General features: G+C 64.2%; 22 protein-coding genes. 19 read left to right on the forward strand and 3 right to left on the reverse strand.

Annotated features, from left to right (window positions below; genetic code table 11):
- Nucleotides 1-91: 91 nt before the first annotated feature.
- Complete coding sequence (locus EOD73_RS00005; protein WP_127682339.1) at nucleotides 92-535, reverse strand: Lrp/AsnC family transcriptional regulator; 444 nt, start codon at nucleotides 533-535, stop codon at nucleotides 92-94.
- Between the two features lie 160 nt (nucleotides 536-695).
- Here EOD73_RS00005 and EOD73_RS00010 point away from each other — a divergent pair, with 160 nt between their 5' ends.
- The 5 genes from EOD73_RS00010 (at nucleotide 696) to EOD73_RS00030 (ending at nucleotide 7,016) form a co-directional block, all read left to right on the forward strand.
- On the forward strand, nucleotides 696-1,790 hold the full coding sequence (locus tag EOD73_RS00010; protein WP_127679646.1) for a saccharopine dehydrogenase family protein: 1,095 nt from the start codon (nucleotides 696-698) through the stop codon (nucleotides 1,788-1,790).
- 77 nt (nucleotides 1,791-1,867) lie between these two features.
- Entirely contained in the window at nucleotides 1,868-3,397 is a 1,530-nt protein-coding gene (gene amaB, locus EOD73_RS00015) for an L-piperidine-6-carboxylate dehydrogenase (RefSeq protein WP_127679648.1), read from the forward strand.
- 133 nt (nucleotides 3,398-3,530) lie between these two features.
- The gene (locus tag EOD73_RS00020) at nucleotides 3,531-4,421 is read left to right on the forward strand and encodes a DUF1338 domain-containing protein (protein ID WP_240660628.1); all 891 of its coding nucleotides are present in this window, start codon (nucleotides 3,531-3,533) and stop codon (nucleotides 4,419-4,421) included.
- Nucleotides 4,421-5,791: an FAD-binding oxidoreductase gene (locus EOD73_RS00025; RefSeq protein WP_164845902.1), complete on the forward strand. Its 1,371-nt coding sequence runs from the start codon at nucleotides 4,421-4,423 to the stop codon at nucleotides 5,789-5,791. The genes EOD73_RS00020 and EOD73_RS00025 overlap by 1 nt, the downstream gene beginning before the upstream one ends.
- A gap of 55 nt (nucleotides 5,792-5,846) precedes the next feature.
- A complete protein-coding gene (locus EOD73_RS00030) occupies nucleotides 5,847-7,016 on the forward strand; it encodes an energy transducer TonB (RefSeq protein WP_127679654.1) in 1,170 nt (389 codons plus the stop codon).
- Nucleotides 7,017-7,042: 26 nt separating this feature from the next.
- On the opposite strand, the gene EOD73_RS00035 is transcribed toward EOD73_RS00030, so the two are convergent.
- Together EOD73_RS00035 and EOD73_RS00040 are read right to left on the reverse strand one after the other, a co-directional pair.
- The gene (locus tag EOD73_RS00035) at nucleotides 7,043-7,822 is read right to left on the reverse strand and encodes a PP2C family protein-serine/threonine phosphatase (protein WP_127679656.1); all 780 of its coding nucleotides are present in this window, start codon (nucleotides 7,820-7,822) and stop codon (nucleotides 7,043-7,045) included.
- Nucleotides 7,823-7,851: 29 nt separating this feature from the next.
- Nucleotides 7,852-8,676: an outer membrane protein assembly factor BamD gene (locus EOD73_RS00040; protein ID WP_127682340.1), complete on the reverse strand. Its 825-nt coding sequence runs from the start codon at nucleotides 8,674-8,676 to the stop codon at nucleotides 7,852-7,854.
- A 77-nt stretch (nucleotides 8,677-8,753) separates the two neighbouring features.
- Here EOD73_RS00040 and EOD73_RS00045 point away from each other — a divergent pair, with 77 nt between their 5' ends.
- From EOD73_RS00045 to hflX, 14 genes are all read left to right on the forward strand, one after another.
- Nucleotides 8,754-9,755: an RluA family pseudouridine synthase gene (locus tag EOD73_RS00045; RefSeq protein ID WP_240660533.1), complete on the forward strand. Its 1,002-nt coding sequence runs from the start codon at nucleotides 8,754-8,756 to the stop codon at nucleotides 9,753-9,755.
- A gap of 236 nt (nucleotides 9,756-9,991) precedes the next feature.
- Complete coding sequence (gene scpB, locus EOD73_RS00050; protein WP_127679658.1) at nucleotides 9,992-10,780, forward strand: SMC-Scp complex subunit ScpB; 789 nt, start codon at nucleotides 9,992-9,994, stop codon at nucleotides 10,778-10,780.
- Entirely contained in the window at nucleotides 10,777-12,447 is a 1,671-nt protein-coding gene (locus tag EOD73_RS00055) for a pseudouridine synthase (RefSeq protein ID WP_127679660.1), read from the forward strand. The genes scpB and EOD73_RS00055 overlap by 4 nt, the downstream gene beginning before the upstream one ends.
- Nucleotides 12,448-12,551: 104 nt before the next feature.
- Nucleotides 12,552-12,977: a nucleoside-diphosphate kinase gene (gene ndk / locus EOD73_RS00060; RefSeq protein ID WP_127679662.1), complete on the forward strand. Its 426-nt coding sequence runs from the start codon at nucleotides 12,552-12,554 to the stop codon at nucleotides 12,975-12,977.
- A gap of 10 nt (nucleotides 12,978-12,987) precedes the next feature.
- Complete coding sequence (gene rlmN, locus EOD73_RS00065) at nucleotides 12,988-14,115, forward strand: dual-specificity RNA methyltransferase RlmN (protein ID WP_127679664.1); 1,128 nt, start codon at nucleotides 12,988-12,990, stop codon at nucleotides 14,113-14,115.
- Nucleotides 14,116-14,139: 24 nt separating this feature from the next.
- Nucleotides 14,140-14,946 carry a type IV pilus biogenesis/stability protein PilW gene (gene pilW, locus EOD73_RS00070; RefSeq protein ID WP_127679666.1) on the forward strand — a complete coding sequence of 269 codons (807 nt, stop codon included), beginning with the start codon at nucleotides 14,140-14,142 and terminating at the stop codon, nucleotides 14,944-14,946.
- Nucleotides 14,943-15,833 carry a helix-turn-helix domain-containing protein gene (locus EOD73_RS00075; RefSeq protein ID WP_127679668.1) on the forward strand — a complete coding sequence of 297 codons (891 nt, stop codon included), beginning with the start codon at nucleotides 14,943-14,945 and terminating at the stop codon, nucleotides 15,831-15,833. The genes pilW and EOD73_RS00075 overlap by 4 nt, the downstream gene beginning before the upstream one ends.
- The gene (gene ispG, locus EOD73_RS00080; RefSeq protein WP_127679670.1) at nucleotides 15,833-17,101 is read left to right on the forward strand and encodes a flavodoxin-dependent (E)-4-hydroxy-3-methylbut-2-enyl-diphosphate synthase; all 1,269 of its coding nucleotides are present in this window, start codon (nucleotides 15,833-15,835) and stop codon (nucleotides 17,099-17,101) included. Before EOD73_RS00075 ends, ispG begins: the two co-directional genes overlap by 1 nt.
- A gap of 41 nt (nucleotides 17,102-17,142) precedes the next feature.
- Nucleotides 17,143-18,402, forward strand: coding sequence for a histidine--tRNA ligase (hisS, locus tag EOD73_RS00085; RefSeq protein ID WP_240660534.1), 1,260 nt, complete (start codon nucleotides 17,143-17,145; stop codon nucleotides 18,400-18,402).
- 39 nt (nucleotides 18,403-18,441) lie between these two features.
- Nucleotides 18,442-19,107, forward strand: coding sequence for a YfgM family protein (locus tag EOD73_RS00090; protein WP_127679674.1), 666 nt, complete (start codon nucleotides 18,442-18,444; stop codon nucleotides 19,105-19,107).
- Nucleotides 19,104-20,234 carry an outer membrane protein assembly factor BamB gene (gene bamB / locus EOD73_RS00095; protein ID WP_240660535.1) on the forward strand — a complete coding sequence of 377 codons (1,131 nt, stop codon included), beginning with the start codon at nucleotides 19,104-19,106 and terminating at the stop codon, nucleotides 20,232-20,234. Before EOD73_RS00090 ends, bamB begins: the two co-directional genes overlap by 4 nt.
- 12 nt (nucleotides 20,235-20,246) lie before the next feature.
- Nucleotides 20,247-21,590, forward strand: a complete 1,344-nt coding sequence (gene der, locus EOD73_RS00100; RefSeq protein ID WP_127679676.1) for a ribosome biogenesis GTPase Der — start codon at nucleotides 20,247-20,249, stop codon at nucleotides 21,588-21,590.
- Nucleotides 21,591-21,650: 60 nt separating this feature from the next.
- Complete coding sequence (gene hfq / locus EOD73_RS00105; protein WP_127679678.1) at nucleotides 21,651-21,890, forward strand: RNA chaperone Hfq; 240 nt, start codon at nucleotides 21,651-21,653, stop codon at nucleotides 21,888-21,890.
- Between the two features lie 26 nt (nucleotides 21,891-21,916).
- Nucleotides 21,917-23,113, forward strand: a complete 1,197-nt coding sequence (gene hflX, locus EOD73_RS00110) for a GTPase HflX (RefSeq protein ID WP_375137431.1) — start codon at nucleotides 21,917-21,919, stop codon at nucleotides 23,111-23,113.
- The last annotated feature ends 11 nt before the right edge of the window (nucleotides 23,114-23,124 follow it).

Below are 23,124 nucleotides of genomic sequence, written 5' to 3' on the forward strand. Positions count from 1 at the left end.
CATCTCGCGCTCCACATGCCCAAGAAAGCCCCCCAAAAGGAGGAACCCCGCTCCAGACTCCCCCCATCTCTTGGGCCCCCAACTCCACGCCTCACGCCACCCGGTCTACCCTCAGCGCCAACTGCACAGACGTCGTCGTCCTCAGCACCCCATCCAACTCACCAATCTCGTCCAACAACGCGTCTAAGCGTTGCGTGCTGGGTGCTCGGAGGATGGCCAGGTAGTCGAACTCGCCGCTGACTGCGGCCAACTGCCGAAGCTCCGGCAGAAGACTAAGCCGCTCGATCACCGCCTTGGCGGACTTGGGGCTCACCGACAGGTTGACGTAGGCCTGCACCCCTTGCACGCCTTGCGTCGCGCCCAACCGGACTGTGTAACCCACGATCGTGCCATTGCCTTCAAGGCGAGACAGACGAGCCACGATGGTCGTTCTTGCCACGCCCAAAGCACGCGCTAAGTCAGCCGTGCTGGTGCGGGCATTGGCTTGCAACAACGCCACCAAACCTCGGTCCAAGTCATCAAGCATCGCGCTCATGGTTTTCCCTATACATGGCAGATCGTCGAATCCGGAGGACGATTCGATGTTCGAAATGCCAGTATCGACGACTTGCTCATTTCTTTCGACGGCGACTTTTCCTAAAGTGGCAGTAGGGCCGCGCATACGCGGCAACACCACTGAACCCTCGGAGAACCCCATGAAGATTGCATTGCTCGGCGCCGGACACATCGGCCAAACGATCGCCCGTCTGTTGCACGCCACCGGCGACTACACCGTGACGGTCGTCGACAAGAACGCCAAGTACCTTGCCGTCTTGGCCGCCGAGGGCATCGCCACTGCGGAGATCGACACCGAGAACAAGGCCGCCTTGGCCGCGCAACTGCGAGGCAAAGACGCTGTCGTCAACGCGCTGCCGTACCACTTGGCAATCACCGCGGCAAGCCTCGCACTGGAATGTGGCTGCCACTACTTCGACCTGACCGAAGACGTCGCCGCCACCAAAGCCATCAAGGACATGGCCCATGGCGCGGCTACCGCCTTCATGCCGCAGTGCGGCCTTGCCCCGGGTTTCATCGGCATCGTGGCGCACCACCTGGCCAAGCAATTCGACGAAGTACGCGACGTGCAAATGCGCGTGGGCGCCCTGCCGGCCTTCCCGACCAACAAGCTCAAGTACAACCTGACCTGGTCCGTGGACGGCCTGATCAACGAGTACTGCCACCCCTGTGAGGCGATCCATGGCGGCGAGTTCATCTCGGCCTTGCCGCTGGAAGGCTTGGAGCACTTCAGCCTCGACGGCACCGAATACGAGGCCTTCAACACGTCTGGCGGCCTGGGAACCCTGTGCGAAACCTGGGCGGGCAAGGTGCAAAACCTGGACTACAAGACCGTGCGCTATCCGGGCCACCGCGACCTGATGAAGTTCTTGTTGGAAGACCTGGCCTTGGCCGGCGACCAAGAGAAGCTCAAGGACATCATGCGCAAGAGCATGCCGGCCACGATGCAAGACGTTGTGTTGGTGTTTGTGACCGTCAGTGGCATGAAGAACGGCGTGCTGCTGCAAGAAGTTTTTGCTCGGAAGATCTTCGCGGACCGCGACGTGAAGGCCCCGTTGAGCGCGATTCAAATCACCACTGCCGCCGGCATTTGCGCCGCCGTGGACCTGTTCCGTGAAGGAAAGTTGCCGCAGAAGGGCTTCGTTCGCCAAGAAGAGGTGGCATTGCCTGATTTCCTGGCCAACCGCTTCGGCAAGGCCTACCAGCAGTCGCGCCAAGTCGAATCCATCGCCTAAGCTGCCGCACCACCACCAGATCCACGCCGCCGCCCTGGCTTCCACGGCTGCGGCGTTTTGCCTTTCGAAAGTCGACCATGACCACCTCTTCTTCCCTCCAAGCCCAAACCTTGCTCGAGCGCTTGGGCGTTTCAACTGCGCTGTACACGCAAGGCACTTTGGTGGCGCGTTCACCCGTGGACGGCGCCGTCATGGGGCAAGTCGTCGAGTCGACCGCAGCCGACATGCAAGCTGTCATCGGCCGCGCTCATGCAGCTTTTCTTCAATGGCGCGTGATCCCCGCGCCCAAGCGCGGTGAATTGGTGCGTGTCTTTGGCGAAGTGCTGCGTGCGCACAAGGCCGACTTGGCGGCGCTGGTCAGCCTGGAGGCCGGAAAGATCGCCAGCGAAGGCCTCGGTGAAGTCCAAGAGATGATCGACATCTGCGACTTCGCCGTCGGCCTGTCGCGCCAGCTGCACGGCTTGACCATCGCCAGCGAACGCCCCGGTCACCGCATGATGGAGCAGTGGATGCCTTTGGGCGTCGTGGGCATCATCAGTGCCTTCAATTTCCCGGTCGCCGTTTGGGCATGGAACGCTGCGCTTGCGCTGGTTGCAGGCGACACCTGCGTCTGGAAGCCCAGTGAAAAAACGCCATTGACGGCGCTGGCGACCCAAGCGCTGTTCGACAAGGCCGTGGCGGCCTACGTCGCCGCGGGCCATGTGGCCCCTGAGGGCCTGAGCCAAGTGCTCAATGGCGGTGCTGCCGTCGGCGAGGCCCTGGTGACTGACGTCCGTGTGCCCCTGATCAGCGCCACCGGTTCGACGCGCATGGGCCGCATCGTGGGTCCTAAGGTGGCTGCGCGCTTCGGGCGCTGCTTGCTGGAACTCGGCGGCAACAACGCCTTGATCGTCAGCGACAAGGCCGATTTGGACCTGGCCGTGCGCGCCATTGCATTCGGAGCCTGGGGGACGGCAGGCCAGCGCTGCACCACGACCCGCCGGGTCATCGCGCACCACAGCGTGCACGACGCTTTGGTCGAGCGTCTGGAGAAGGTTCGGGTGCAATTGAAGATCGGACATCCGCTCCAAGAAGGCACCTTGGTCGGTCCCCTGGTGGATCGGTTGGCCTTCGACGCGATGCAGTCGGCGTTGGCGCAGGCCAAGGCCCAGGGCGGGACGGTCCGGGGGGGTGAGCGTGCGCTGGCAACGGAGATGCCAGAGGCCTATTACGCCGCGCCTGCGCTGGTGACGATGCCAGCCCAGACCGAGGTCGTGTGCCACGAAACCTTCGCCCCCATCCTCTACGTGCTGAAGTACAGCCAACTGGACGAGGCCATCGCGCTGCAAAACGGCGTGCCGCAGGGCCTGTCGAGCGCGATCTTCACCACCGACATCCGCGAGGCCGAGGCCTTCATGTCGGCCGCGGGCAGCGACTGCGGCATCGCCAACGTGAACATCGGCACGTCGGGCGCCGAGATTGGCGGGGCCTTCGGTGGCGAGAAGGAAACCGGCGGGGGGCGCGAGTCGGGCTCCGATGCGTGGCGCCAGTACATGCGCCGCGTCACCAACACGGTCAACTACAGCAACAGCCTGCCTTTGGCGCAAGGGGTGAAGTTCGATGTCTGAACAGGCTGCCAATGGCGTGTACCGCCTCGTGAAGGGGCTGTTGGGCGCTTCCGCGGCCGACGCCTTGTTCCTGCAGTTGGAGATCGATCCGCGCTTGGTGCGCCCATTGGGCGACACGGTGAGCCGGGCCGAGATGGCGCAAGCGCTGAACATGGCGCTGTTCTACGACCTGCACGAGCGCGTGCCCGAAGGGCACGATTACGTGCAGGATGTGATGGCGGCTGGTCAGAAAATCACCTTTGACCACGGTGCCTTGCGCACGGTGGCTTGGCCCAGCGGCGCCTTGCCGCCGGGCGAGGCGGCCATTTCCCGCGTGCTGCGCCCCTTGGGGTTCGCTGTGGCGGACACCTACCCCTTGCCGCGTCTCAAGATGACCGGCCGAGCGTGGGCGCATGCCGACTTCCCCGAGACCATCGCTCAGTTCTTCGTCAGTGAGCTGCACCCCGAGCGTTTCAGTGCAGAGTTCCAGGCCGCGGTGACCCGCGTACTCGCCGACAGCGTCGACCCGTTGGGACCGCAGGACATCGGACGGCTGGAACGGCTTGGCCGCGATGCCGTGCTGCCTTGGGCCGACGCCTTGGCGCTGATGCCCAAAATCGTCGCCTGCTTCGGCCGGCAACACGGTGGGTTCTCTCTGGCCGACTACGAGACCCTGCTGGCCGAATCGGCCGAAATGGCTTGGATCAGCACCGAGGGCAACGCCTTCAACCACGCCACCGACCGCGTGAGCGACCTGCAGGCCTTGAGCGACGGCCAGAAGCAACTGGGCCGTTCCATCAAAGACGCGATCGAGGTCAGCCAAAGCGGGCGGGTGATGCAAACCGCCTTTCGTGCGGCGCAAGTGGCACGCGAATTTCTGGGTGCCGACGGCGAGTGGGTCACTTGCCACGTGCCGGGCTCGTTCTACGAGTTCATCCAGCGAGAGCGCTTGCAATGCGGGCGCCTGGACCTGGCCTTCGACGCTGGCAATGCGACGGCCATTTTCAAGATGACGACGCACGAGGCGCTGGAGATCTTGAACTGATGAACATCGACGCGTTCCTGCGGGAGGCGGGGGCCTTGGCCACCACGGACGTGGAGCCGCGCTACCTGAGCGGTGCCCGGTACGCCGCCGGGCAGGCCCTCGCGGTGCTGCGTCCGAGCACGCCGGCCGAAGTGGCCCAACTGCTGGCGAGTGCGGCGGCCCACGGCGTGTCCGTGCTGACCCAGGGCGCACACACCGGCTTGGTGCAAGCCGCCACCCCGACAGGGCAGGTGCTGCTCAGCACCGAACGCCTGCGGGGCGTGTTCGAGCTCGACGTCTTAGACCGGACTTTGCGCGTCTCGACGGGTTACCGGCTGTCCGAGGTCAACGAGCGTCTGGCACCCCATGGCTTGCAGTTCGCCATCGACCTCAGCGCGGACCCCAGCATCGGGGGCATGTTGGCCCACAACACCGGTGGCACGCGCATGCTCAAGCACGGCGACGTTCGCGCCAACACCCTTGCGTTGGAGGCCGTTTTGCCCCGCGGCGAAGTGCTCCGGCTGGGCCGGGGCCTGGCGAAGGACAACGCGGCGCTGGCGCTGCAGCACTTGTTCATTGGCAGCAGCGGGGCGCTCGGCGTCATCACCGAGGCCACCCTGCGTTTGCAAGCCCTGCCAAAGCAAACCGCCGTGGCCCTGGTGGCTCCGGCCAGCTTGGACGCCGTTTGGCCGCTGTACCAACGTTGGACCCAAGCGTTCGGTGGGCTGATCTCGGCCTTTGAGGGGCTCAGCGATCGCGCCTTGGCCGCGGCCATTCACGTCCAGGGCGGGGCCTCTCCGTTCGCCGAAGGCCTGCCGCCCTACAGCCTGTTGATCGAACTGGCCAGTGACTTGTCGAGCGCGCAACTGGACCTGCGGGGCCTGTTGCACAGCGAGTTGGAAGCGGCGTTCGAGCGCGGCGACGTCGTGGATGCCGCCTTGGACAAGGACGAGGCCTTGTGGGGGCTTCGCCATGCGGTCAGCGAGGGCCTGCGCGAGCGCGGTTCGGTCATCGGTTTTGACATCAGCTTGCCTCGCCGGTCGGTTTGGGCCTTCCGCGAAGCGACCCGGGACTGGCTGGCTGCGGAGTTCCCGCCCGCCGAAGTCAGTGATTTCGGCCACCTGGGAGACGGTGGGCAGCATTTCAACCTGGTGTGGCCCCGCAGCTCGCCCCCCTTGGCGCCCGCGGACCTGAGGCGACTGCGCGAGGGGGTGTACGACCGCGTGGCCGCCCACGGGGGCAGCTTCAGCGCCGAGCACGGGTTGGGGCCCTTGCTACAAGCCACCTACCGACGGCACACCCCCGAAGCCGTGCGGCAGGCCAGCGCCCGCGTGATCCAAGCCCTGAGCGAGGCACCGACCTCACCGAACGCCCCCTTCGATTTCTCGTGATCGCGAAGGCGATTGCCCCCAGGGCCCGTCGGCGCGCCCACAATGCGCGCCCATCATGCTGAGCAAACGCGCCTTCACCACCCTCGCCGCCTGCGCGGCCTTCGCGATGGCCAGCGGCCCGGCCGTGGCGCAGGTCCCCGCCTCGGCGCCGTCGGCCAGTGCCCCTGCTGCCGAGAGCCCGACCGCTTGGATCGACCGATTCGTCACTCTCAACGTCGTGCCGCACCTGCGCATCCACGCGGCCCACGACGAGCTCACCAAGCAAGCCGCGCTGGCCATGGTCACCGAGCATCTGCCTCGCGTGCGGGCCCTCATGGCGGCTTGGTGGCAGCAAGAACTGGCCGCTGACCAGCCCCAACTCGCCGCCGACCGCACCATCGCCCGGCTGTACAACGAGTTCGCCCTGTGGAGCTTGGACAGCACAGGGCCGGCGCACGATGCCCTGGTGCTGCAGGCCCTGCAAAGCGAAACCGCCTGTCACCCCCTGGCGGAGCCCGTCACCGAGTTCGACCAGCGTCTCACCCGCCTGCGCAGCCTGCCACCGGAGGCGCTGACCCAGGCCCTGGGGCACGAGCGGGCCCTGCTGGCGCGTTGGGGGCAGCCCCGCCAATTGCCGACGGCCAAGTCCCTGCCGGTGGCGGCTTGGTTGGAAAAGGTTCGCAAGGGCGACACGGCCGGCCTGCTGCCCCTGCCCGGCACTTTGCGGGCCTACGGCCCCGACGCCCGGCCGGGCCAGCGCAAAGAGGCCTCGCGGGCCCGTGCATTGGATCGTTGCCTGCTGAACCATTGGGCTTTGCGCAGCGAGCTGGCGCGACCGGAGTTGCAAGCCGATGCCGCAGCGCGGGCCTTGGCCCTGGCGCGTTTTCGCGAGGGCGTGGCCATCCAGTTGCCGGAATTGCTCTGGACGAGTCGCGAGGCCGCGGGCACGCCGCTCAAGTCCGACGACGGCTACCCGGAATTGCCCAAGCGGTTTGGCGTCGAGGGCACGGTAACGTTGGTGGTGGAGTTGGACGGCAAAGGCAGCTTGCTCAACGCCCAGGTGCACGACCGGCAGTTGCGGGTCCCTGGCATTCCAGCCGATGTGCGGCCCGCCGCCTTCGAGGCCCTGCTGGACGAGGCCTCTTTGGCCAAGGCCAAAGCATTGACCTATCGCGCCCCCGTGGGCGACAAGCTCAAAGACGGCGTGATGCGGGCCACCCAGCCTTTCGTTTGGGCGCTGCAGTAACGCGGTCAGCTACCCAAACAAAGTTGTCAGGACTCTACTTTGACGACTGCAATAGACAGGTTGTCCCCAGCGCCCTGAGCGCGTTGGCGTGCCTTGTTGATGAGCAGCTCAACCGATTCGCGTGGGGGCAGTGTGGTGGTCACTGTCGCCAATTCCCGTTCATTGAAATAGTGCCACAGTCCATCGCTACAACACATCACAACATCGCCAGGCATCAGTTTGCCCAAGTCAGTTACTACGGGCTCAGGCTCTTGAACGGTCCCTAGGCAGGCTGTCAACAGGTTGCTTTGTGGGTGAGACTGAGCCTCAGCTTCGGTTAGTTGTCCTTGGTCGATCAGGCGCTGAACGTACGACTGGTCGTAGGTTCGGCGGATCATTTCCCCTTGACGGAACAGGTAGACCCTGCTGTCACCTGTGTGCAGCCAATGGCAGGCGAGGTCAGCCGTGATCAAGAAGCAAGCGAGTGTGCTGTGGGGCTCTTCTTCCGCAGAGAGCGCGGTGAGCTTGATCATCAAATGGGACTCACTGCAAATCTGCCGAAGCAGTCCCTCGCCCGACTCCTCGGAGGGGCTGTACCGTTCAAACAATTGCTGAGCGGTTAAGACGACTTGGTCCGCAGCTTTCCGGCCGCCGCTCTTGCCCCCCATCCCGTCGGCCACCAGTGCCAAAAGTGCGCCACTGCCGCGGTGATGCGGAATCACGCAAACCTGATCTTGTTGGTACTGTCGGTCGCCGCGGTGTGTTCCCGTGGCTGCGATGAGTCGGGGCGCTAGTGGCTTTCGGCTGCGCGGCTTGTTCTCGCTCATCGCAGTGGGGGCGGTGGGGATGATGGGTTTCACCACAGTTTCCACCACGGCTTGCGCTGCGCCGCCTCGTTCTCAAGGTAAGAACTGCGTGGAAAGTTCTTGCGCAAGACCTTCTCGGTGTCGGCCTGCAACTCAGGCATGTTGAGGGCGCGGTAGCTTTGGGCCATCAAAAACAAGGCTTCCTCTGCTGCCGGCGCGTACTGGTACTCAGTCAGTGCCGTTTGGGCGCGATTGATGGCGGCCAAGTAGGCACCGCGCTCGTAGTAGTAACGAGATACGTGAACTTCATGCCGTGCCAGCATGTTGGTGATGAAGTCGATCCGCAGTCGTGCATCGTCGGCGTAGCGCGACGAGGGAAAACGATCGACCAAATCCCGGAACGCGTTGAGAGCTTCTCGAGAGGCTTGCTGATCGCGCTCAGAAATGTCTTGGCCCGCCCAACGGCCAAAAAATCCGGTGTCTTCATTGAAGTTCACCAAGCCCTTGAGGTACAGCGCGTAATCGAAACCCGCGCTGGAAGGGTGCAGCTTGATGAAGCGGTCAAGCGTGGCGAGCGCGGGTGCTTTCTCGCCGCTCCGGAACTGAGCCCATGCAAGTTCGAGCATTGCTTGCTGTGCCAGCAGCGTGCCGGCCGCACGTCCCTCGATTCGCTCGAGCTTCTTGATGGCTGGCTCGAAGCTGCCAACGCTCAAGTCTTCTTTGGCCTCTGCATACAATTTGTCGAGGCTGGCTTGTGAACTCGGGTCGTCCTTGGGAGTGGTTCCACATCCCGCCAGCCCGGCCAACAGCCCGACGATCGCGACGGCTCGCAGCGTGTTGAGCTTGGCGCGCGAAGTGGTCTGGGTTGATTGCATCGAACGAGCGGTCATGAAACGGTTTTCTCAGTTTGCCCCGGCGGGCCATCGCGACGAGTTTATCGGATGGGCGAGGCATGCCAGCTAAGGGCATGGGTGGTTTGGCGCCACCGGAAGATCATGAGTTTGATGAGGCGGTCGACGGTGAATTGCACTCGGTGATCGCTGAGGTGTCCGTCGGGTTGAATTTGCAAGGCGCGAGGCTCGACCAGTGCTTCACAGAGGATGCTCGTGCCCATTCCCGGGCCTATGTGCAGGACCTGATTGAGCAAGGCGCAGTCATGATTGACGGCGTCGTCTGTCGGCAGGCGTCCAAGCGAGTTCGGCTCGGTCAAGGGCTTCGCATCGAATGGCGGACGCCAGAGTCCGAGATGGCGTTTGTGCCAGAGCCGGTACCGCTCGATGTCGTGTTCGAGGACGAGACCTTGATGGTGGTGAACAAGCCAGCTGGCTTGGTCGTGCATCCGGCCGCGGGCAACTGGCGCGGGACCTTGTTGAATGGGCTGCTGGCACATCACACGGCGGCGGCTCACTTGCCCCGAGCGGGGATCGTCCACCGCTTGGACAAGGACACTAGTGGTCTCATGGTCGTCGCGAAGACCTTGGGGGCGTGCCAAGCGCTTGTGAAGGCGATCGCAGCGCGAGAGGTTCAGCGAGAGTACTTGGCGCTTTGCCATGGGGCTTGGAAGACGGCCGAAGCCGTTGAATTGCCGATCGGTCGGGATCCGCAGTCCCGCGTTCGCATGGCTGTGGTTCCAAACGGGCGCGCAGCACGCACGGATTTCACCCCGCTGGCAGTCAACGAGCGCTTCTCGCTGGTGCATTGCAAACTGCACACCGGTCGCACGCATCAGATTCGCGTGCATGCAGCCAGCCGTAAACACCCGCTGGTGGCAGACGGTGTTTATGGCGGCGCGTCTGCGCTGGGCATGGGCCGGCAGGCACTGCATGCGACTCGTCTCGGATTCGCGCACCCTTCGACAAAGCGTGCCATGCAATGGCAGCAACCGCTGCCAATGGATATGCAAGCGGCATGCGATTCACTTTGGCCCGACCGATTTACGGGCGAGTGGCCTTAGGCAGTAGAATCACGGCCCATTTGGCGCACGGACGACCGATCGAGGTCGTGGCAAGAGCGCAGTGGTGGTTGGGCGCCGGTTGGCGCCCTGGGTTGGTCACCGTGGGCTTCGGCCCTCTTCGCGGTTAGGACGCGTCGCCGACGAAATTGGCGATGTCGGTCTGTTTGGCCAAGATCCCCATGGCAGGGGCGGTCCAAAAGGGGTCGTCCCGCAGAGCAGAACGGTTGCGATCAAGGATGCATGAGCTTGAGGCCAGGGCCATCGTGGAGGCTGCGTTGCTGACAGCGCAGCGGCCGCTGGCATTCAAAGAGTTGCAGACCTTGGTTGGCGAACGACTTGGGCGTGAAGAGCTCAAGGACGTGTTGGCCGCATTGGCAGAAGAGTGGCGGCAGCGAAAGAGCCTGGAGTTGGTCGAGTCGGCGATGGGGTGGCGATTCGCCACCCAGCCTGGTGTCAGAGCGCACTTGGAGCCGCTGCATGCAGAACGGCCGCAGCGGTATTCACGCGCTGTGATGGAGACCCTGGCCGTGATTGCGTACCGCCAGCCCGTCACTCGTGGCGACATCGAGGATATTCGCGGTGTGGTGATTGGTTCGCCGATCATCAAGCAGTTGGAGGATCGCGGTTGGATCGATTGCATCGGTCATCGCGATGCGCCTGGGCGGCCCGCGCTGTATGCGACAACGCGCCAGTTTCTGGATGATCTGGGGTTGGCCTCTTTGTCCGAACTGCCGCCCTTAGAAGGGCCCGATGGCACGCCTGTGCTGCCGGATTTGCCTGCGCAGGCCAGCTTGCTTCCGCTTGCGGAGGTGGATTTGCTGGTTGCGGGAGATGTGGTCGATGCCGAAAGTCCCGAGCTACGGGCCGGCGTCGAGGAGGGATCCGCCGCGGCGGAGCCCACTGCGAGGCAGGAATCGGAGGCTGATGCAATGCAATCGAGTAGCAGCCCAAAACCCGGCGAGTACCCAGAGACAAACCCGCCCAATGGCGGCATCCATTTTCTTGACAAGTCGAGCGACGCATGACTGACGAAACCCAAGGACCGACGAGCCCGGCGGACGACGACGCAACCAAGGCGCCGAAGCCCAAGCGTCGCACGCGCAAGGCGGTTGAGTCCGTGGACTCGGTGGTGCCGCCAACTGGCGACGCACAACCCGCGCTAGACGAGGCGCCTGCGGCGCCTGCTCGCAAACGCACGCCACGCAAGCCCAAGGCGGCGGCGCCTGAGGAAATCCAGGGTGCCACTCCGCTTGCGGAGGTCGGGCCGAGTTCCGAAGGTGTGACCTTGGTGGAGACGGGCGACGCGCGAGCCGACGACGAACCGGCTGCCCCATCTCACGCACCGAGCTTGGTTCTCGCCAGCGAATTGGCGGCCCAGGCGGTGGAGGCCCAGCTGAAGGGTTTGTTTGCGGAAGGTGATGCACCTGCTGCCGATGCAGCCACCCATGCTGAGCAAGTGGCAGAGCCCGATCGGCGTGTCCTGGCGCCGGAGCCCGATGCGCCGAAGTTGCAAAAGGTGCTGGCCCAATCCGGGGTTGGATCGCGTCGCGATATTGAGGCTTGGATTGCTGATGGCAAGGTCGAGGTCAACGGCGAGCCTGCGCACATCGGGCAGCGCGTGGTGCACGGTGATCGAATCGCCATCAATGGCAAACCAGTCAAAGTTCGCATTGCGCCGCCGCTGCCTCGGATCTTGGCCTACCACAAGCCAGTCGGAGAGATCGTTACGTTCAACGATCCGGAGGGGCGCCCGACGGTTTTCCGTTCGTTGCCCAAGTTGCCCATGGGGAAGTGGCTGTCGGTCGGGCGGTTGGACATCAACACCGAGGGTTTGCTGCTTTTCACGAACAGCGGTGACTTGGCCAACCAGCTCATGCATCCGCGATTCGGGGTGGAGCGCGAGTACGCGGTCCGCACGCTAGGGACGCTGGAAGACGAGCAGAAGGCCAAACTGTTGGCTGGGGTGGAAGTGGACGGTCAAACGGCCGCGTTCAAGAGCATCGAGGCTGCCGGCGGTGAGGGTGTGAACCGCTGGTATCGCGTCGTCATTACCGAGGGGCGCAACCGCGAAGTGCGCAAGTTGTTCGACACCGTGGGGCTCACGGTCAGTCGCTTGATCCGCGTGCGCTACGGCAACCTTGTTCTTCCCCTGGGGCTGAAGCGGGGCGTTTGGGTGGAGTTGTCGGGCTGGGACGTGAAGCAAATCCGTCGCTTGGCAGCACCGGCAGGCCAGGGATCGGCGCGCGACGAGGGGGGGCGCCAGCGCGACGGCAAGGTGCAGGAGCGAGGGCGCGACAAGGGGCGTGGTCCCCGGGGGGATGGTCTGCCTCGTCCGGAGCGTGACGACCGGCCGCCGCGTCCAGAGCGTGGGGGCATGGCGCCGCGCCAGCCTCGACCGGAGGACGACGATGACTTCATGCCCAGGGACATCAATCCCTTGGAGCAGACCTTCGATCGGCGTTTTGCCAAGAACAAGGGGCGTGGCATTCCACAGGGCTTCGGACACGGCGCGAATTCGCCCTATGCGCGGCAGGAGCAGCAGCGGGGGGGCGGTCCTCGCGAACCCGACCCGCTGCAGACCTCCTTGGGCTATATCGGGGCTGACAGCTTCTTGCGTCGTGGCGGCGGCGGCGGTGGTGGAGGTGGTGGTGGTGGTGGTGGTGGTGGACGTGGCGGCAAACGTCGCCGTTGATTTCCATCTCAGCATCGGGGAAACCCGAGCTTTCGCCTTCTCGACACTACAATCGCGGGCTTTGCCCGATGCCCCCATGTGGGGCGCCAACCAGGAGAACTCAAATGGCGCTCGAACGCACCCTCTCGATCATCAAACCCGATGCCGTGGCCAAGAACGTGATCGGCCAAATCCTGTCGCGCTTCGAAGGCGCCGGCCTGAAGATCGTGGCGGCCAAGCTCGTTCAACTCTCTCGCGCTGATGCCGAAGCGTTCTACGCCGTGCACAAGGCCCGTCCGTTTTTCAACGACTTGGTCAACTTCATGATCTCGGGTCCGGTCATGATCCAAGTGTTGGAAGGCGAAGGCGCCATCGCAAAGAACCGCGAACTGATGGGCGCAACCGACCCGAAGAAGGCCGAAAAGGGCACGATTCGCGCTGACTTTGCCGACAGCATCGATGCCAACGCTGTGCACGGCTCCGACGCTCCGGAAACCGCCGCGGTTGAAGTGGCGTTCTTCTTCCCGGGCATGAACGTCTACGCGCGCTGAAACGCCTGACGTGACCGCAGACGCCACCAACCTGCTCGGGCTCGACCTCGACGGTCTGGTGGCGTTTTGCCAGCAGCTGGGCGAGAAGCGCTTCCGCGCCGTTCAGCTTTATCGATGGATTCACCAGCGCGGGGTTGCTGATTTCGCGTTGATGACCGACTTGGCCAAGTCCCTGCGCGACAAGCTTTCTGGCGTCGCTGTGGTGGAGGGCCTGAAGGTGCTCACCGAGCAGAGGTCGTCCGATGGGACGATCAAGTGGCTGTTCGACGTTGGGCAAGGCGATGCCGTTGAGGCCGTTTACATCCCCGAGGACGATCGCGCCACCTTGTGCATCAGCTCCCAGGCGGGGTGCGCCGTGGGTTGCCGCTTTTGCTCCACCGGGCACCAGGGGTTCAGCCGCAACCTCCGCACCGCTGAAATCGTCGCGCAACTCTGGTTTGCCGAACACCTGCTGCGCAAAGAGCGAGGCAGCGACGACCGCGTCATCTCCAACGTCGTGATGATGGGCATGGGCGAGCCGCTGCAGAACTACGCGGCGTTGGTCCCCGCGCTCAAGACGTTCCTGGACGACCATGCGTACGGCCTCTCGCGTCGACGTGTGACCGTCTCGACCAGTGGGGTCGTGCCGATGATCGAGCGCTTGCGTGAAGACTGTCCAGTGGCGCTGGCGGTTTCGCTGCACGCTCCGACGGATCCGTTGCGCGATCAATTGGTGCCGCTGAACAAGAAGTACCCCATCAAGGAGTTGCTCGCCGCTTGCAATGCCTACCTCAGTGCGGCGCCGCGTGACTTCATCACCTTCGAGTACTGCATGCTGGACGGGGTGAACGACAGCCCCGATCAGGCCCGTGAATTGGTGCAATTGGTCAAAGGCAAAGTGCCTTGCAAGATCAACCTGATTCCTTTCAACCCGTTCCCGGCCAGCGGCTTGCTTCGCAGCCCGCGAGAGCGCGTGACTGCCTTTGCCGATGTGCTGCTGCAGGCCGGCATCGTCACCACGGTGCGCAAGACACGCGGCGACGACATCGATGCCGCCTGTGGCCAGTTGGCGGGCGAAGTGCAAGATCGCACGAACGCACCGCAGCGCATGACCCGCGCTCCGGTCCATGTCCATCGGCCGTCCAGGCCTTCGCATTGACCCATGCCCCTTTTGGAGTGCTCCATGCGCTTGCGCCTTTCCCTGCTTTTGGTCATTGCGATGCTCGCGACCCTCGTCGGGTGCGTGCAGACCGGTGGTGCCAGTGGTGCTCGAGAGGTGCCCAAAACCGACATCGACAGCAGCGACTTGGAGCGCCGCGCGGCCATGCGCTTGGAGCTGGCGGCCGGTTACTTGGCTCGGGGGCAACATGCGGTGGCTTTGGACGAGGTCAAGCAGGCCCTGTCGCTGCGCCCCGATTCGAGGGAGGGGCTCAACTTGCGAGCCCTGGTGCTCGCTGCCATGGGCGAGCGCGCTGCAGCCGAGGAAGGCTTTCGGCGCACGCTCGCGCTTTACCCTCGCGACCCCGATACCTTGCACAACCAAGGCTGGTTCTATTGCCAACAAGGGCGATTCCAAACGGCGCAGGCCAGTTTTGCCGAGGCATTGACGCAATCGGAGAATCGCGCGCCCGCTCGCACGTGGTTGGCCAAGGGCGTGTGCGAGGGCATGGGGGCGCAATGGGCTGAAGCGCAACAGAGCCTGCAACGCGCGTTCGAGCTTGATCCGGGCAATCCGGCCGTCGCCTTCAACTTGGCCGAAGTTCTGCTGAAGAACGGGCAACTGGAGCGGGCCCAGTTTTACGTGGCGCGTGTGAACGCCCAACGGGAAACTGTGAATGCGCAGTCGCTATGGCTGGCAGCTCGCATCGAGCACCGGCGGGGCAACATGGCCGGCGCCACGGAGTGGGGGGAGCGACTGGTCCGTGAGTTCCCGCAGTCGAAGGAGGCCCTGTCCTATGGAGCACGCCGGTTCGACGAGGGTGGCGCATGAACCCTGGTGCAAGCGGGGAGGGCGCAGGCGCCCAACTCAAGGCCGCGCGGGAACAGCAAGGGCTGGACTTGGGCGTGTTGGCCGCGCAGTTGAAGGTGCCAGTGGCTCGGTTGGAGGCCTTGGAATCCGGCAACTGGTCAGCCTTGCCCGATGGCCCGTACGCGCGAGGCTTGGCCAAAGCGGTTTGCCGGGTGCTGCAGATCGATGCCGGTCCTCTGTTGCAGGCGATGCCGGGGACGGAGTCGAACGCGCTGGAGCGCGTGTCCTCAGGACTGAACCAGCCGTTTCGTGAAGATGGTGCTGTATCGACCTGGCCGAAATGGTTGGGTGTCGCGATTGTCTGCACGGCGGCGGTCTTCGCTGCCTTGATTTGGTGGTCACCGATCGCGGATTGGCAGCCCTGGCGTGCCGATCCGCAGGTCGTGGTGCCCATCGGGCAAGCCGTGCCTGAGGGAGCTGACTCCCGAACTGAAGTGCGCATGGCCCCCGCCACGTCGGCGTCTGCACCGTCCGCGGCACTGCCGGCTTCGACGGCCAGTGTCGTCACGCCCGTGCCGCGCCCGGAGACCGATCAGGCGGGCGGAACTTCGTCCACCGTGTCCGCAGGCGCATCCGTGCCGGCGCAAGGGCCAGAGCGCGCAGCGCCATCGGACGGTTCGTTGCGCATCGTGGCGCAGCAAGCCACTTGGCTCAGTGTGATCGACGGCCGTGGCCAGAGCTTGACGTCCCGGCTCGTGCCGGCTGGCGAGACGGTGCTCTTGGACCCCGTGGCGCCCGTGCGCTTGACGATTGGCAATGCCCCAGGCGTGCGCTTGGAGTGGCGGGGTCAAAGCCAAGATTTGAGTGCCTTTGCACAAGTGCGCGTCGCGCGCCTGGAGTTGCGTTGATGGAATCCCTCAGCCCGATCTTGCCAACCGCCACGCCGGTGCGGCGGAGCCTGCAAGCCCGTGTCCGCTGGGGCGATCGGCTCGTCACCATCGGCGGCGATGCCCCGGTTCGCATCCAGTCGATGACCAACACCGACACGGTGGACGTGATTGAAACGGCCATCCAGGTCAAGGAACTCGCGGTGGCGGGGTCGGAACTGGTGCGCATCACGGTGAACACCCCTGAGGCGGCGGCTGCGGTGCCGCACATCCGTGAGCAACTCGACCGCATGGGCGTCGACGTGCCTTTGGTGGGGGACTTCCACTACAACGGACATCGCCTTCTGATGGATCACCCGGCCATGGCGTCGGCCCTGAGCAAGTACCGGATCAACCCGGGCAACGTGGGCAAAGGGGACAAGAAGGACAAGCAGTTCGCGCTGATGATTGAGGCGGCCCTTCGCCACGACGTGCCGGTGCGCATCGGCGTCAATTGGGGCAGCTTGGACCAAGAATTGCTCGCCGAACTGATGGACGAGAACGGCCGGCGTTCGGCCCCTTGGGACGCAAAAAGCGTGATGTACCAGGCCTTGGTCGATTCGGCCTTGGGGTCGGCGGCCTATGCCGTCGAATTGGGCATGGCGCCTGAGCAGGTCATCGTCAGCTGCAAGGTCAGTGGGGTCCAGGACTTGATCGCGGTGTACCGGGAGCTCAATCGACGCACGAGGCACCCTTTGCACTTGGGGCTGACCGAGGCGGGCATGGGCACGAAGGGCACGGTCGCCAGCGCCACGGCCTTGGCCATCTTGTTGCAAGAGGGCATTGGCGACACGATTCGCGTCAGCCTGACGCCGCAGCCCGGTGAAGCCCGGACGCAGGAGGTGGTGGTTGCCTCGGAGATCTTGCAGTCCCTGGGGCAACGCACGTTCAATCCCAGCGTCACGGCCTGCCCGGGCTGTGGGCGCACCACCAGCACCACCTTCCAAGAACTGGCCAAGCAAATCGATGACTTCCTGCGGGGTCAGATGCCCGTGTGGCGGGCCAAGTACCCTGGGGTGGAAGCGATGAAGGTGGCGGTGATGGGATGCATCGTCAACGGGCCCGGCGAAAGCAAGCACGCCGATATCGGCATCAGCCTGCCGGGCACCGGGGAAGCCCCGGCGGCGCCGGTTTTCATCGACGGTGAGAAGGCCTTGACCCTACGAGGGGAAGGGATCGCCCGGGAGTTTCAAGTTCTCGTCGAGAACTACATCGAAAAGCGCTTTGGCAGCGCGGCGCAGAACGCATGACTGAACCCAAAAAGCCAGCCCCCTTGACCGGGGTGAAGGGCATGAACGACACCTTTGCTCCAGAGTCCGACCGCTGGGAGTGGCTGGAGGGCGAGATGCGCCAGTTGCTCCGCCTGTATGGCTACCGCAACCTGCGCACGCCCATCGTGGAGCCTACTGCGCTGTTCGTGCGGGGTATCGGCGAGGTGACCGACATCGTCGAGAAGGAGATGTACACCTTCACCGACAAGCTCAATGGCGATGAGTTGGCCCTGCGCCCTGAGATCACGGCGGGCATCGTGCGCGCCACCATCGAACACAACGCGCTTTACGACGGTCCGCTGCGCGTCTGGTCCATCGGCCCGGTGTTTCGCCACGAGCGACCGCAGAAGGGTCGCTACCGACAGTTTCACCAGTTGGACGTGGAGGCCTTGGGCTTCGCGGGTCCGGATGTTGATGCCGAGTTGATCTTGCTCACCCGGGCACTCTGGCGTTGCCTGGGTTTGGTCGAGGGCGAAGACATTCGCCTGGAGATCAACAGCCTGGGGGAGCCCGAGGAGCGTGCAGCGCACCGCGCGGCCTTGGTGGCCTACTTGGAGGCGAACCGCGACCAACTGGACGCCGACGCACAGCGCCGCTTGCACACGAACCCGCTGCGCGTGTTGGACACCAAGAACCCTGCCATGCAGGCCCTGGCCGACGGCGCGCCGCAATTGCTGGACTTTCTGGGGGCGGAGTCGCAGGCGCATTTGAGTGCCGTGCGTGCGGTTCTGGACGCCGCCGGTTTGGCTTACACCGTGAACCCCCGTCTGGTTCGCGGCCTGGACTATTACAACCGCACCGTCTTCGAATGGGTCACGCCCCACTTGGGCAGCCAGGCGACGGTGTGTGGCGGTGGACGGTATGACGGACTCATCGCTCAATTGGGTGGCAAGTCGGCACCGGCCGTGGGCTTCGGCTTGGGCATGGAGCGCCTGTTGTTGTTGCTTGAAGCAATGGGCAAGACCGCGCCACCCGATGCGCCAGACGTGTATGCCGTCGTGCCCGACCCCAGCGTCATGCCGGTTGTGGCTCCTGCGGTGGAGGCAATGCGCGCCCAGGGTCTGTCGGTCTTGTGGCACGCTGGCGGCGGCAGCATGAAGTCCCAATTCAAGCGGGCCAACGCAAGTGGCGCCCGCTGGGCGTTGATCTTCGGTGGCGACGAACTCGCCCGTGGAGAGGTGGCCATCAAAGACCTGCGGGACGCCTCGGTGGTGCAGGTCTGTCGAGCACTCGACGACGTCTCAGGATGGACGTCTGAGTTGAAGACCCGCGCCGCATAATGCCGCGCCTATTTTTCTCTTTCCGATAGCGAGCGCCGCATGGCCACTTTGGACCTCGAAGAACAACAACAACTCGACAACCTGAAGGCCTTCTGGGCCAAGTGGGGCAACCTCATCACCGGGGTGCTCACGGTCATCGTTGTGGCTGCGGCGGGCTGGAACCTGTGGACCGAATGGCAGCGCCGCGAGGCCCAGGCGGCAGGTACCGCGTACGACGCTGTGGAAGCCGCCCTCCAAAAGAAAGACCTGAAGGCTGCGGGCGACCTGTTGGCCCAAATGCAAGCCGAGCACCCGCGCACCACTTACACGACCCAGGCGGCTCTCGTGCTGGCTCAGGGGCATTTGGCCGCAGGCAAAGCCGAGGATGCCGGCAAGACGCTGGCGTGGGTGACCACCCAGGGCCAGCCGGCGCTTTTGCGCGATTTGGCCCAATTGCGTTTGTCTGGGGTGCACCTCGAAGCAGGCCGCTTCGCAGAAGCCGAGGCGGCCCTGGCGGCTGTCAAGGAGTCCGCTTACGCTGCGCTGGTGGCGGACCGCCGGGGCGATGCAGCCCAACTGCAAGGTAAGGTCGACGAGGCGCGTGCGCAGTACAAAAAGGCCTACTTGGCCATGACCGAGCAACAGGGCTACCGCCGTATCGTGGAAGCCAAGCTTATGGCCTTGGGTGTGGACCCGGCCACCTTGACGCCGGTGGAAGTGAAATGATGCACCGTGCTGCTGCGTCCGGCTTGCTGAGCCTGTCCGTCTTGCTGGGATTGAGCGCCTGCTCTTTGTTTGGCAGCGACGCCCCCAAGCCCAAGCCCTTGGCGCCCGTGGAAGCCACCATGGCTGGTCGCGTGGTGTGGACAGCGCGAATCGGGGCGGTTGACTTCCCGATGGCGGTGGCGACGGCGGGGGAGCGCTTCACCGTGGCCGACTCCAGCGGTGTCGTGACTGCCCTCCGGGCCAACGACGGGGCTGAGTTGTGGCGCACGTCGGTGGGTGAGAAGTTGAGTGCAGGGGTGGGCAGTGACGGTCGCTATGCCGCCGTCGTCACTCGAAACCAAGAATTGGTGGTGCTGGATGGCGGGCAGGTGATCTGGCGCAAGGCCTTGCCGTCGCCGGTGCACACCTCGCCCCTGGTGGCGGGCGAGCGCGTGTTCGTGCAGGGGGTGGACCGCGCCGTTCAAGCCTTCGACGTGCTCGATGGCCGGAAGCTTTGGGACATGCGCCGACCCGGCGATGCATTGTTGCTGGCCCATCCTGGCGCGCTATTGCCCTACAAGGACACCTTGGTGGTTGGGCAAGGCCCGCGTTTGGCCGGTGTTGACCCCCTGCGGGGCACTTTGCGTTGGGAGGTGAACTTGGCCAACCCGCGCGGTACCAACGAGGTTGAGCGGTTGGCCGACGTCGTGGGTCCTCTGGTGCGGGTGGGCGACTTCATTTGCGGCCGCGCTTTCCAATCGGCGGTGGGCTGTGTGAACGCCACCCGCGGCAACTTGGTGTGGAACCGCCAAAGTGCTGGGGCCGTGGGCGTGGGGGCTGACGCTGAGGCGGTGGTCGGCGTCGACGCTTTGAGCCGCATCAGTGCCTGGCGCACCACGAATGGCGAATCGCTGTGGACCTCCGAGGACTACCAGTACCGTCAGATGACGGCCCCCCTGATGCAGGGGAAAACGGCCGTTGTCGGGGACTTTGAAGGGGTGGTGCACTTCCTGGACCGCAACACAGGCAAGCCGCAGTTGCGCGTGCAAGCCGGCAGCAGTCCGTTGGTGTCTCAGCCTGTGCTCTCTGGCAACACGATTCTCGTGGTCGCGAAAGACGGCGGCTTGCACGCCCTGAGGACCGAGTAAGGAGCCCGCCACATGAAGCCGGTCATCGCACTGGTGGGCCGGCCCAATGTGGGCAAGTCCACGCTCTTCAATCGCTTCACCAAGAGCCGCGACGCGATCGTGGCCGATTACGCTGGTTTGACGCGCGATCGCCATTACGGCGACGGCCGCGTGGGCAAGCGCGAGTACATCGTGATCGACACCGGCGGTTTTGAGCCAACGGCTGAGACCGGGATCGTGAAGGAGATGGCCAAGCAAACGCGGCAGGCGGTGGCCGAGGCGGATGTGGTCATCTTTGTCGTCGACGTTCGCGGGGGCTTGTCAGCCCAAGACCACGACATCGCGCGCTACCTTCGCACCGCCGGCAAGAAGGTGTTCTTGGCCGTGAACAAGGCGGAGGGCATGCGCGATTCGCCCTTGTTGGCGGAATTCCATGAGCTGGGTATCGGCGAGCCCATCCCCGTTTCAGCCGCGCATGGGCAGGGGGTTCGCAGTTTGCTGGACCTCGCCTTGGATGACTTCTTTGGTGACGAGGACGACAGTCTCGAAGAAGCGGACGAGGGCGAGCACCCCATTCGATTGGCTGTGGCTGGACGCCCTAACGTTGGCAAGAGCACCCTGATCAACGCTTGGCTGGGCGAAGAGCGACTGGTGGCTTTTGACATGCCGGGCACCACACGGGATGCGATCCATGTGCCTTTCGAGCGCAACGGCCAGAAGTTCGAGTTGATCGACACCGCCGGATTGCGCCGCAAGGGCAAGGTGTTCGAGGCCATCGAGAAGTTCTCGGTGGTCAAAACCTTGCAAGCGATTGCCGATGCGAACGTGGTCCTGTTGCTCTTGGATGCGACCCAGGGGGTCAGCGACCAAGATGCGCACATTGCCGGCTACATCCTGGAGAGCGGCCGGGCCGTGGTGCTGGGCATCAACAAGTGGGACGCGATCGACAGTTACCAGCGCCAGATGCTGGAGCGTTCGATCGAAGCCCGCCTGTCCTTCTTGAGGTTCGCGCCGATTCTTCACCTCTCGGCGCTGAAACGACAGGGTTTGGGGCCGCTGTGGAAAGCACTTGGCGAGGCCTACGCCTCTGCGTTCAAGAAGATGAGCACGCCGGTGTTGACCCGGTTGGTGCACGACGCCGCCCAGCACCAGGCTCCGAAGCGATCTGGCGCCTTCCGCCCCAAGATGCGCTATGCGCACCAAGGGGGCATGAACCCGCCGATCGTGGTGATCCATGGGAACTCGCTGGATCACGTCGACGACAGTTACAAGCGCTACCTGGAGGCGCGCATCCGGGCCCATTTCGGTCTGGTGGGCACGCCCCTCCGGATCGAAATGCGATCGGCCGACAACCCCTTCGACGACCGCGAGCGCTGAACCGAAATCGGCCCTGTGTTAAGGTCTTCCGCCTCTCCATCAACGAACACGGAACATATCGTGAGCAACAAAGGCCAATTGCTGCAGGATCCCTTTTTGAACCTGCTGCGCAAGGAACACGTGCCGGTGTCGATTTACCTGGTCAACGGCATCAAGCTGCAAGGGCAGATTGAGTCTTTCGACCAGTACGTCGTGCTGCTGCGCAACACGGTGACGCAAATGGTCTACAAGCACGCGATTTCCACCGTCGTGCCGGGCCGAGCGGTGAACTTCAACCCCGCTGACAACGCGGCCCCCTGATCTTTGGCGTCGGCGCAGGCGCTCTCATTGCATTGAACCCCCATTTGGATCCAGCGGCCGGCCCCGCGCGGGTCGTGCTGGTCGGGGTGGACTTCGGTCGCGACCCCGACTTTGACGATTCGCTGGACGAGTTGGCGTTGCTCGCGTCAACGGCCGGAGACGAAGCGGTGGCCCGGGTGATCGCCCGCCGCAAGGCGCCTGACGCAGCCCTGTTCATCGGTAGCGGCAAGGCCGACGAGATCAAGGCGTTGGTGCTTGGCCATGAGGCCGAAGCCGTGCTGTTTGACCAGGCCCTGTCACCCGTGCAGCAACGAAACCTTGAAGTGCACCTAGGTGTGCCAGTGTCGGATCGCACGGGCCTGATCCTGGAAATTTTTGCGCAGCGTGCTCGCAGCCACGAGGGCAAACTGCAGGTCGAGTTGGCGCAGTTGCAGTACCTCGCGACCCGCTTGGTGCGCCGCTGGAGCCACTTGGAGCGCCAACGCGGCGGCATCGGCACGCGGGGTGGGCCGGGTGAGCGCCAGATGGAGCTCGACCGGCGGATGATCGAGCAACGCATCAAGCAGTTGAAGATCAAGCTGCACAAGGTCGAGCGCCAGCGGGATACCCAACGGCGTGCCAGGGCGCGTGGCGGCAGCCTCCGCGTGTCCCTCGTGGGTTACACGAACGCAGGAAAGTCCACCTTGTTCAATGCCTTGACCAAGGCGGGCAGCTACGCGGCCGATCAGTTGTTTGCCACCTTGGACACGACGACTCGCGGCATGTACTTGGGCGAGGGCGTGCCCCAGCTGGTCCTGAGCGACACGGTCGGGTTCATTCGCGACTTGCCCCACAAGCTGGTGGATGCCTTCAAGGCCACCTTGCAAGAGGCCTCTGAGGCACAACTTCTGCTGCACGTCATCGACGCCAACAGCCCCAAATTGCACGAGCAATGGGCAGAGGTGGAACGTGTCTTGGAAGAGATCGGCGTGGACGAGACCCCGCAGGTGGTTGTCTTCAACAAGATCGATGCGTTGCCCGCTCACCAACAGCCGCGCAGTGCGTTGGACTGGGTGGAACGCCCCAATGGCACCCGTGTTGCGCGGGTTTTCGTAAGTGCCCATTCCGGCGAAGGTTTGGCCAATCTGCGCCAATTGCTCGCCCGCGCCGCGCTGGACGAGCCCTTGATCCCCGACGTGCCGCCTCCATCTGCGCAGCCTGACCTCTTTGCCCCCCCTCACTGACCATTTGACTG

Origin of the sequence: Inhella crocodyli (assembly GCF_004004565.1) — a bacterium.
Taxonomy (GTDB): Bacteria; Pseudomonadota; Gammaproteobacteria; order Burkholderiales; family Burkholderiaceae_C; genus Inhella; species Inhella crocodyli.

Excerpts from the sequence above, each read along its gene's own strand:
- bamB (WP_240660535.1), top strand. The coding sequence starts at position 19,104 with ATGATGCACCGTGCTGCTGCGTCCGGCTTGCTGAGCCTGTCCGTCTTG.
- ndk (WP_127679662.1), top strand. The coding sequence starts at position 12,552 with ATGGCGCTCGAACGCACCCTCTCGATCATCAAACCCGATGCCGTGGCC.
- hisS (WP_240660534.1), top strand. The coding sequence starts at position 17,143 with ATGAACGACACCTTTGCTCCAGAGTCCGACCGCTGGGAGTGGCTGGAG.
- EOD73_RS00045 (WP_240660533.1), top strand. The coding sequence starts at position 8,754 with ATGCCAGCTAAGGGCATGGGTGGTTTGGCGCCACCGGAAGATCATGAG.
- scpB (WP_127679658.1), top strand. The coding sequence starts at position 9,992 with ATGCATGAGCTTGAGGCCAGGGCCATCGTGGAGGCTGCGTTGCTGACA.
- EOD73_RS00030 (WP_127679654.1), top strand. The coding sequence starts at position 5,847 with ATGCTGAGCAAACGCGCCTTCACCACCCTCGCCGCCTGCGCGGCCTTC.
- EOD73_RS00025 (WP_164845902.1), top strand. The coding sequence starts at position 4,421 with ATGAACATCGACGCGTTCCTGCGGGAGGCGGGGGCCTTGGCCACCACG.
- pilW (WP_127679666.1), top strand. The coding sequence starts at position 14,140 with ATGCGCTTGCGCCTTTCCCTGCTTTTGGTCATTGCGATGCTCGCGACC.
- EOD73_RS00075 (WP_127679668.1), top strand. The coding sequence starts at position 14,943 with ATGAACCCTGGTGCAAGCGGGGAGGGCGCAGGCGCCCAACTCAAGGCC.
- EOD73_RS00035 (WP_127679656.1), bottom strand. The coding sequence starts at position 7,822 with ATGAGCGAGAACAAGCCGCGCAGCCGAAAGCCACTAGCGCCCCGACTC.
- EOD73_RS00010 (WP_127679646.1), top strand. The coding sequence starts at position 696 with ATGAAGATTGCATTGCTCGGCGCCGGACACATCGGCCAAACGATCGCC.
- EOD73_RS00040 (WP_127682340.1), bottom strand. The coding sequence starts at position 8,676 with ATGCAATCAACCCAGACCACTTCGCGCGCCAAGCTCAACACGCTGCGA.
- EOD73_RS00055 (WP_127679660.1), top strand. The coding sequence starts at position 10,777 with ATGACTGACGAAACCCAAGGACCGACGAGCCCGGCGGACGACGACGCA.
- amaB (WP_127679648.1), top strand. The coding sequence starts at position 1,868 with ATGACCACCTCTTCTTCCCTCCAAGCCCAAACCTTGCTCGAGCGCTTG.
- EOD73_RS00020 (WP_240660628.1), top strand. The coding sequence starts at position 3,531 with ATGGCGCAAGCGCTGAACATGGCGCTGTTCTACGACCTGCACGAGCGC.
- ispG (WP_127679670.1), top strand. The coding sequence starts at position 15,833 with ATGGAATCCCTCAGCCCGATCTTGCCAACCGCCACGCCGGTGCGGCGG.
- EOD73_RS00090 (WP_127679674.1), top strand. The coding sequence starts at position 18,442 with ATGGCCACTTTGGACCTCGAAGAACAACAACAACTCGACAACCTGAAG.
- der (WP_127679676.1), top strand. The coding sequence starts at position 20,247 with ATGAAGCCGGTCATCGCACTGGTGGGCCGGCCCAATGTGGGCAAGTCC.
- EOD73_RS00005 (WP_127682339.1), bottom strand. The coding sequence starts at position 535 with ATGAGCGCGATGCTTGATGACTTGGACCGAGGTTTGGTGGCGTTGTTG.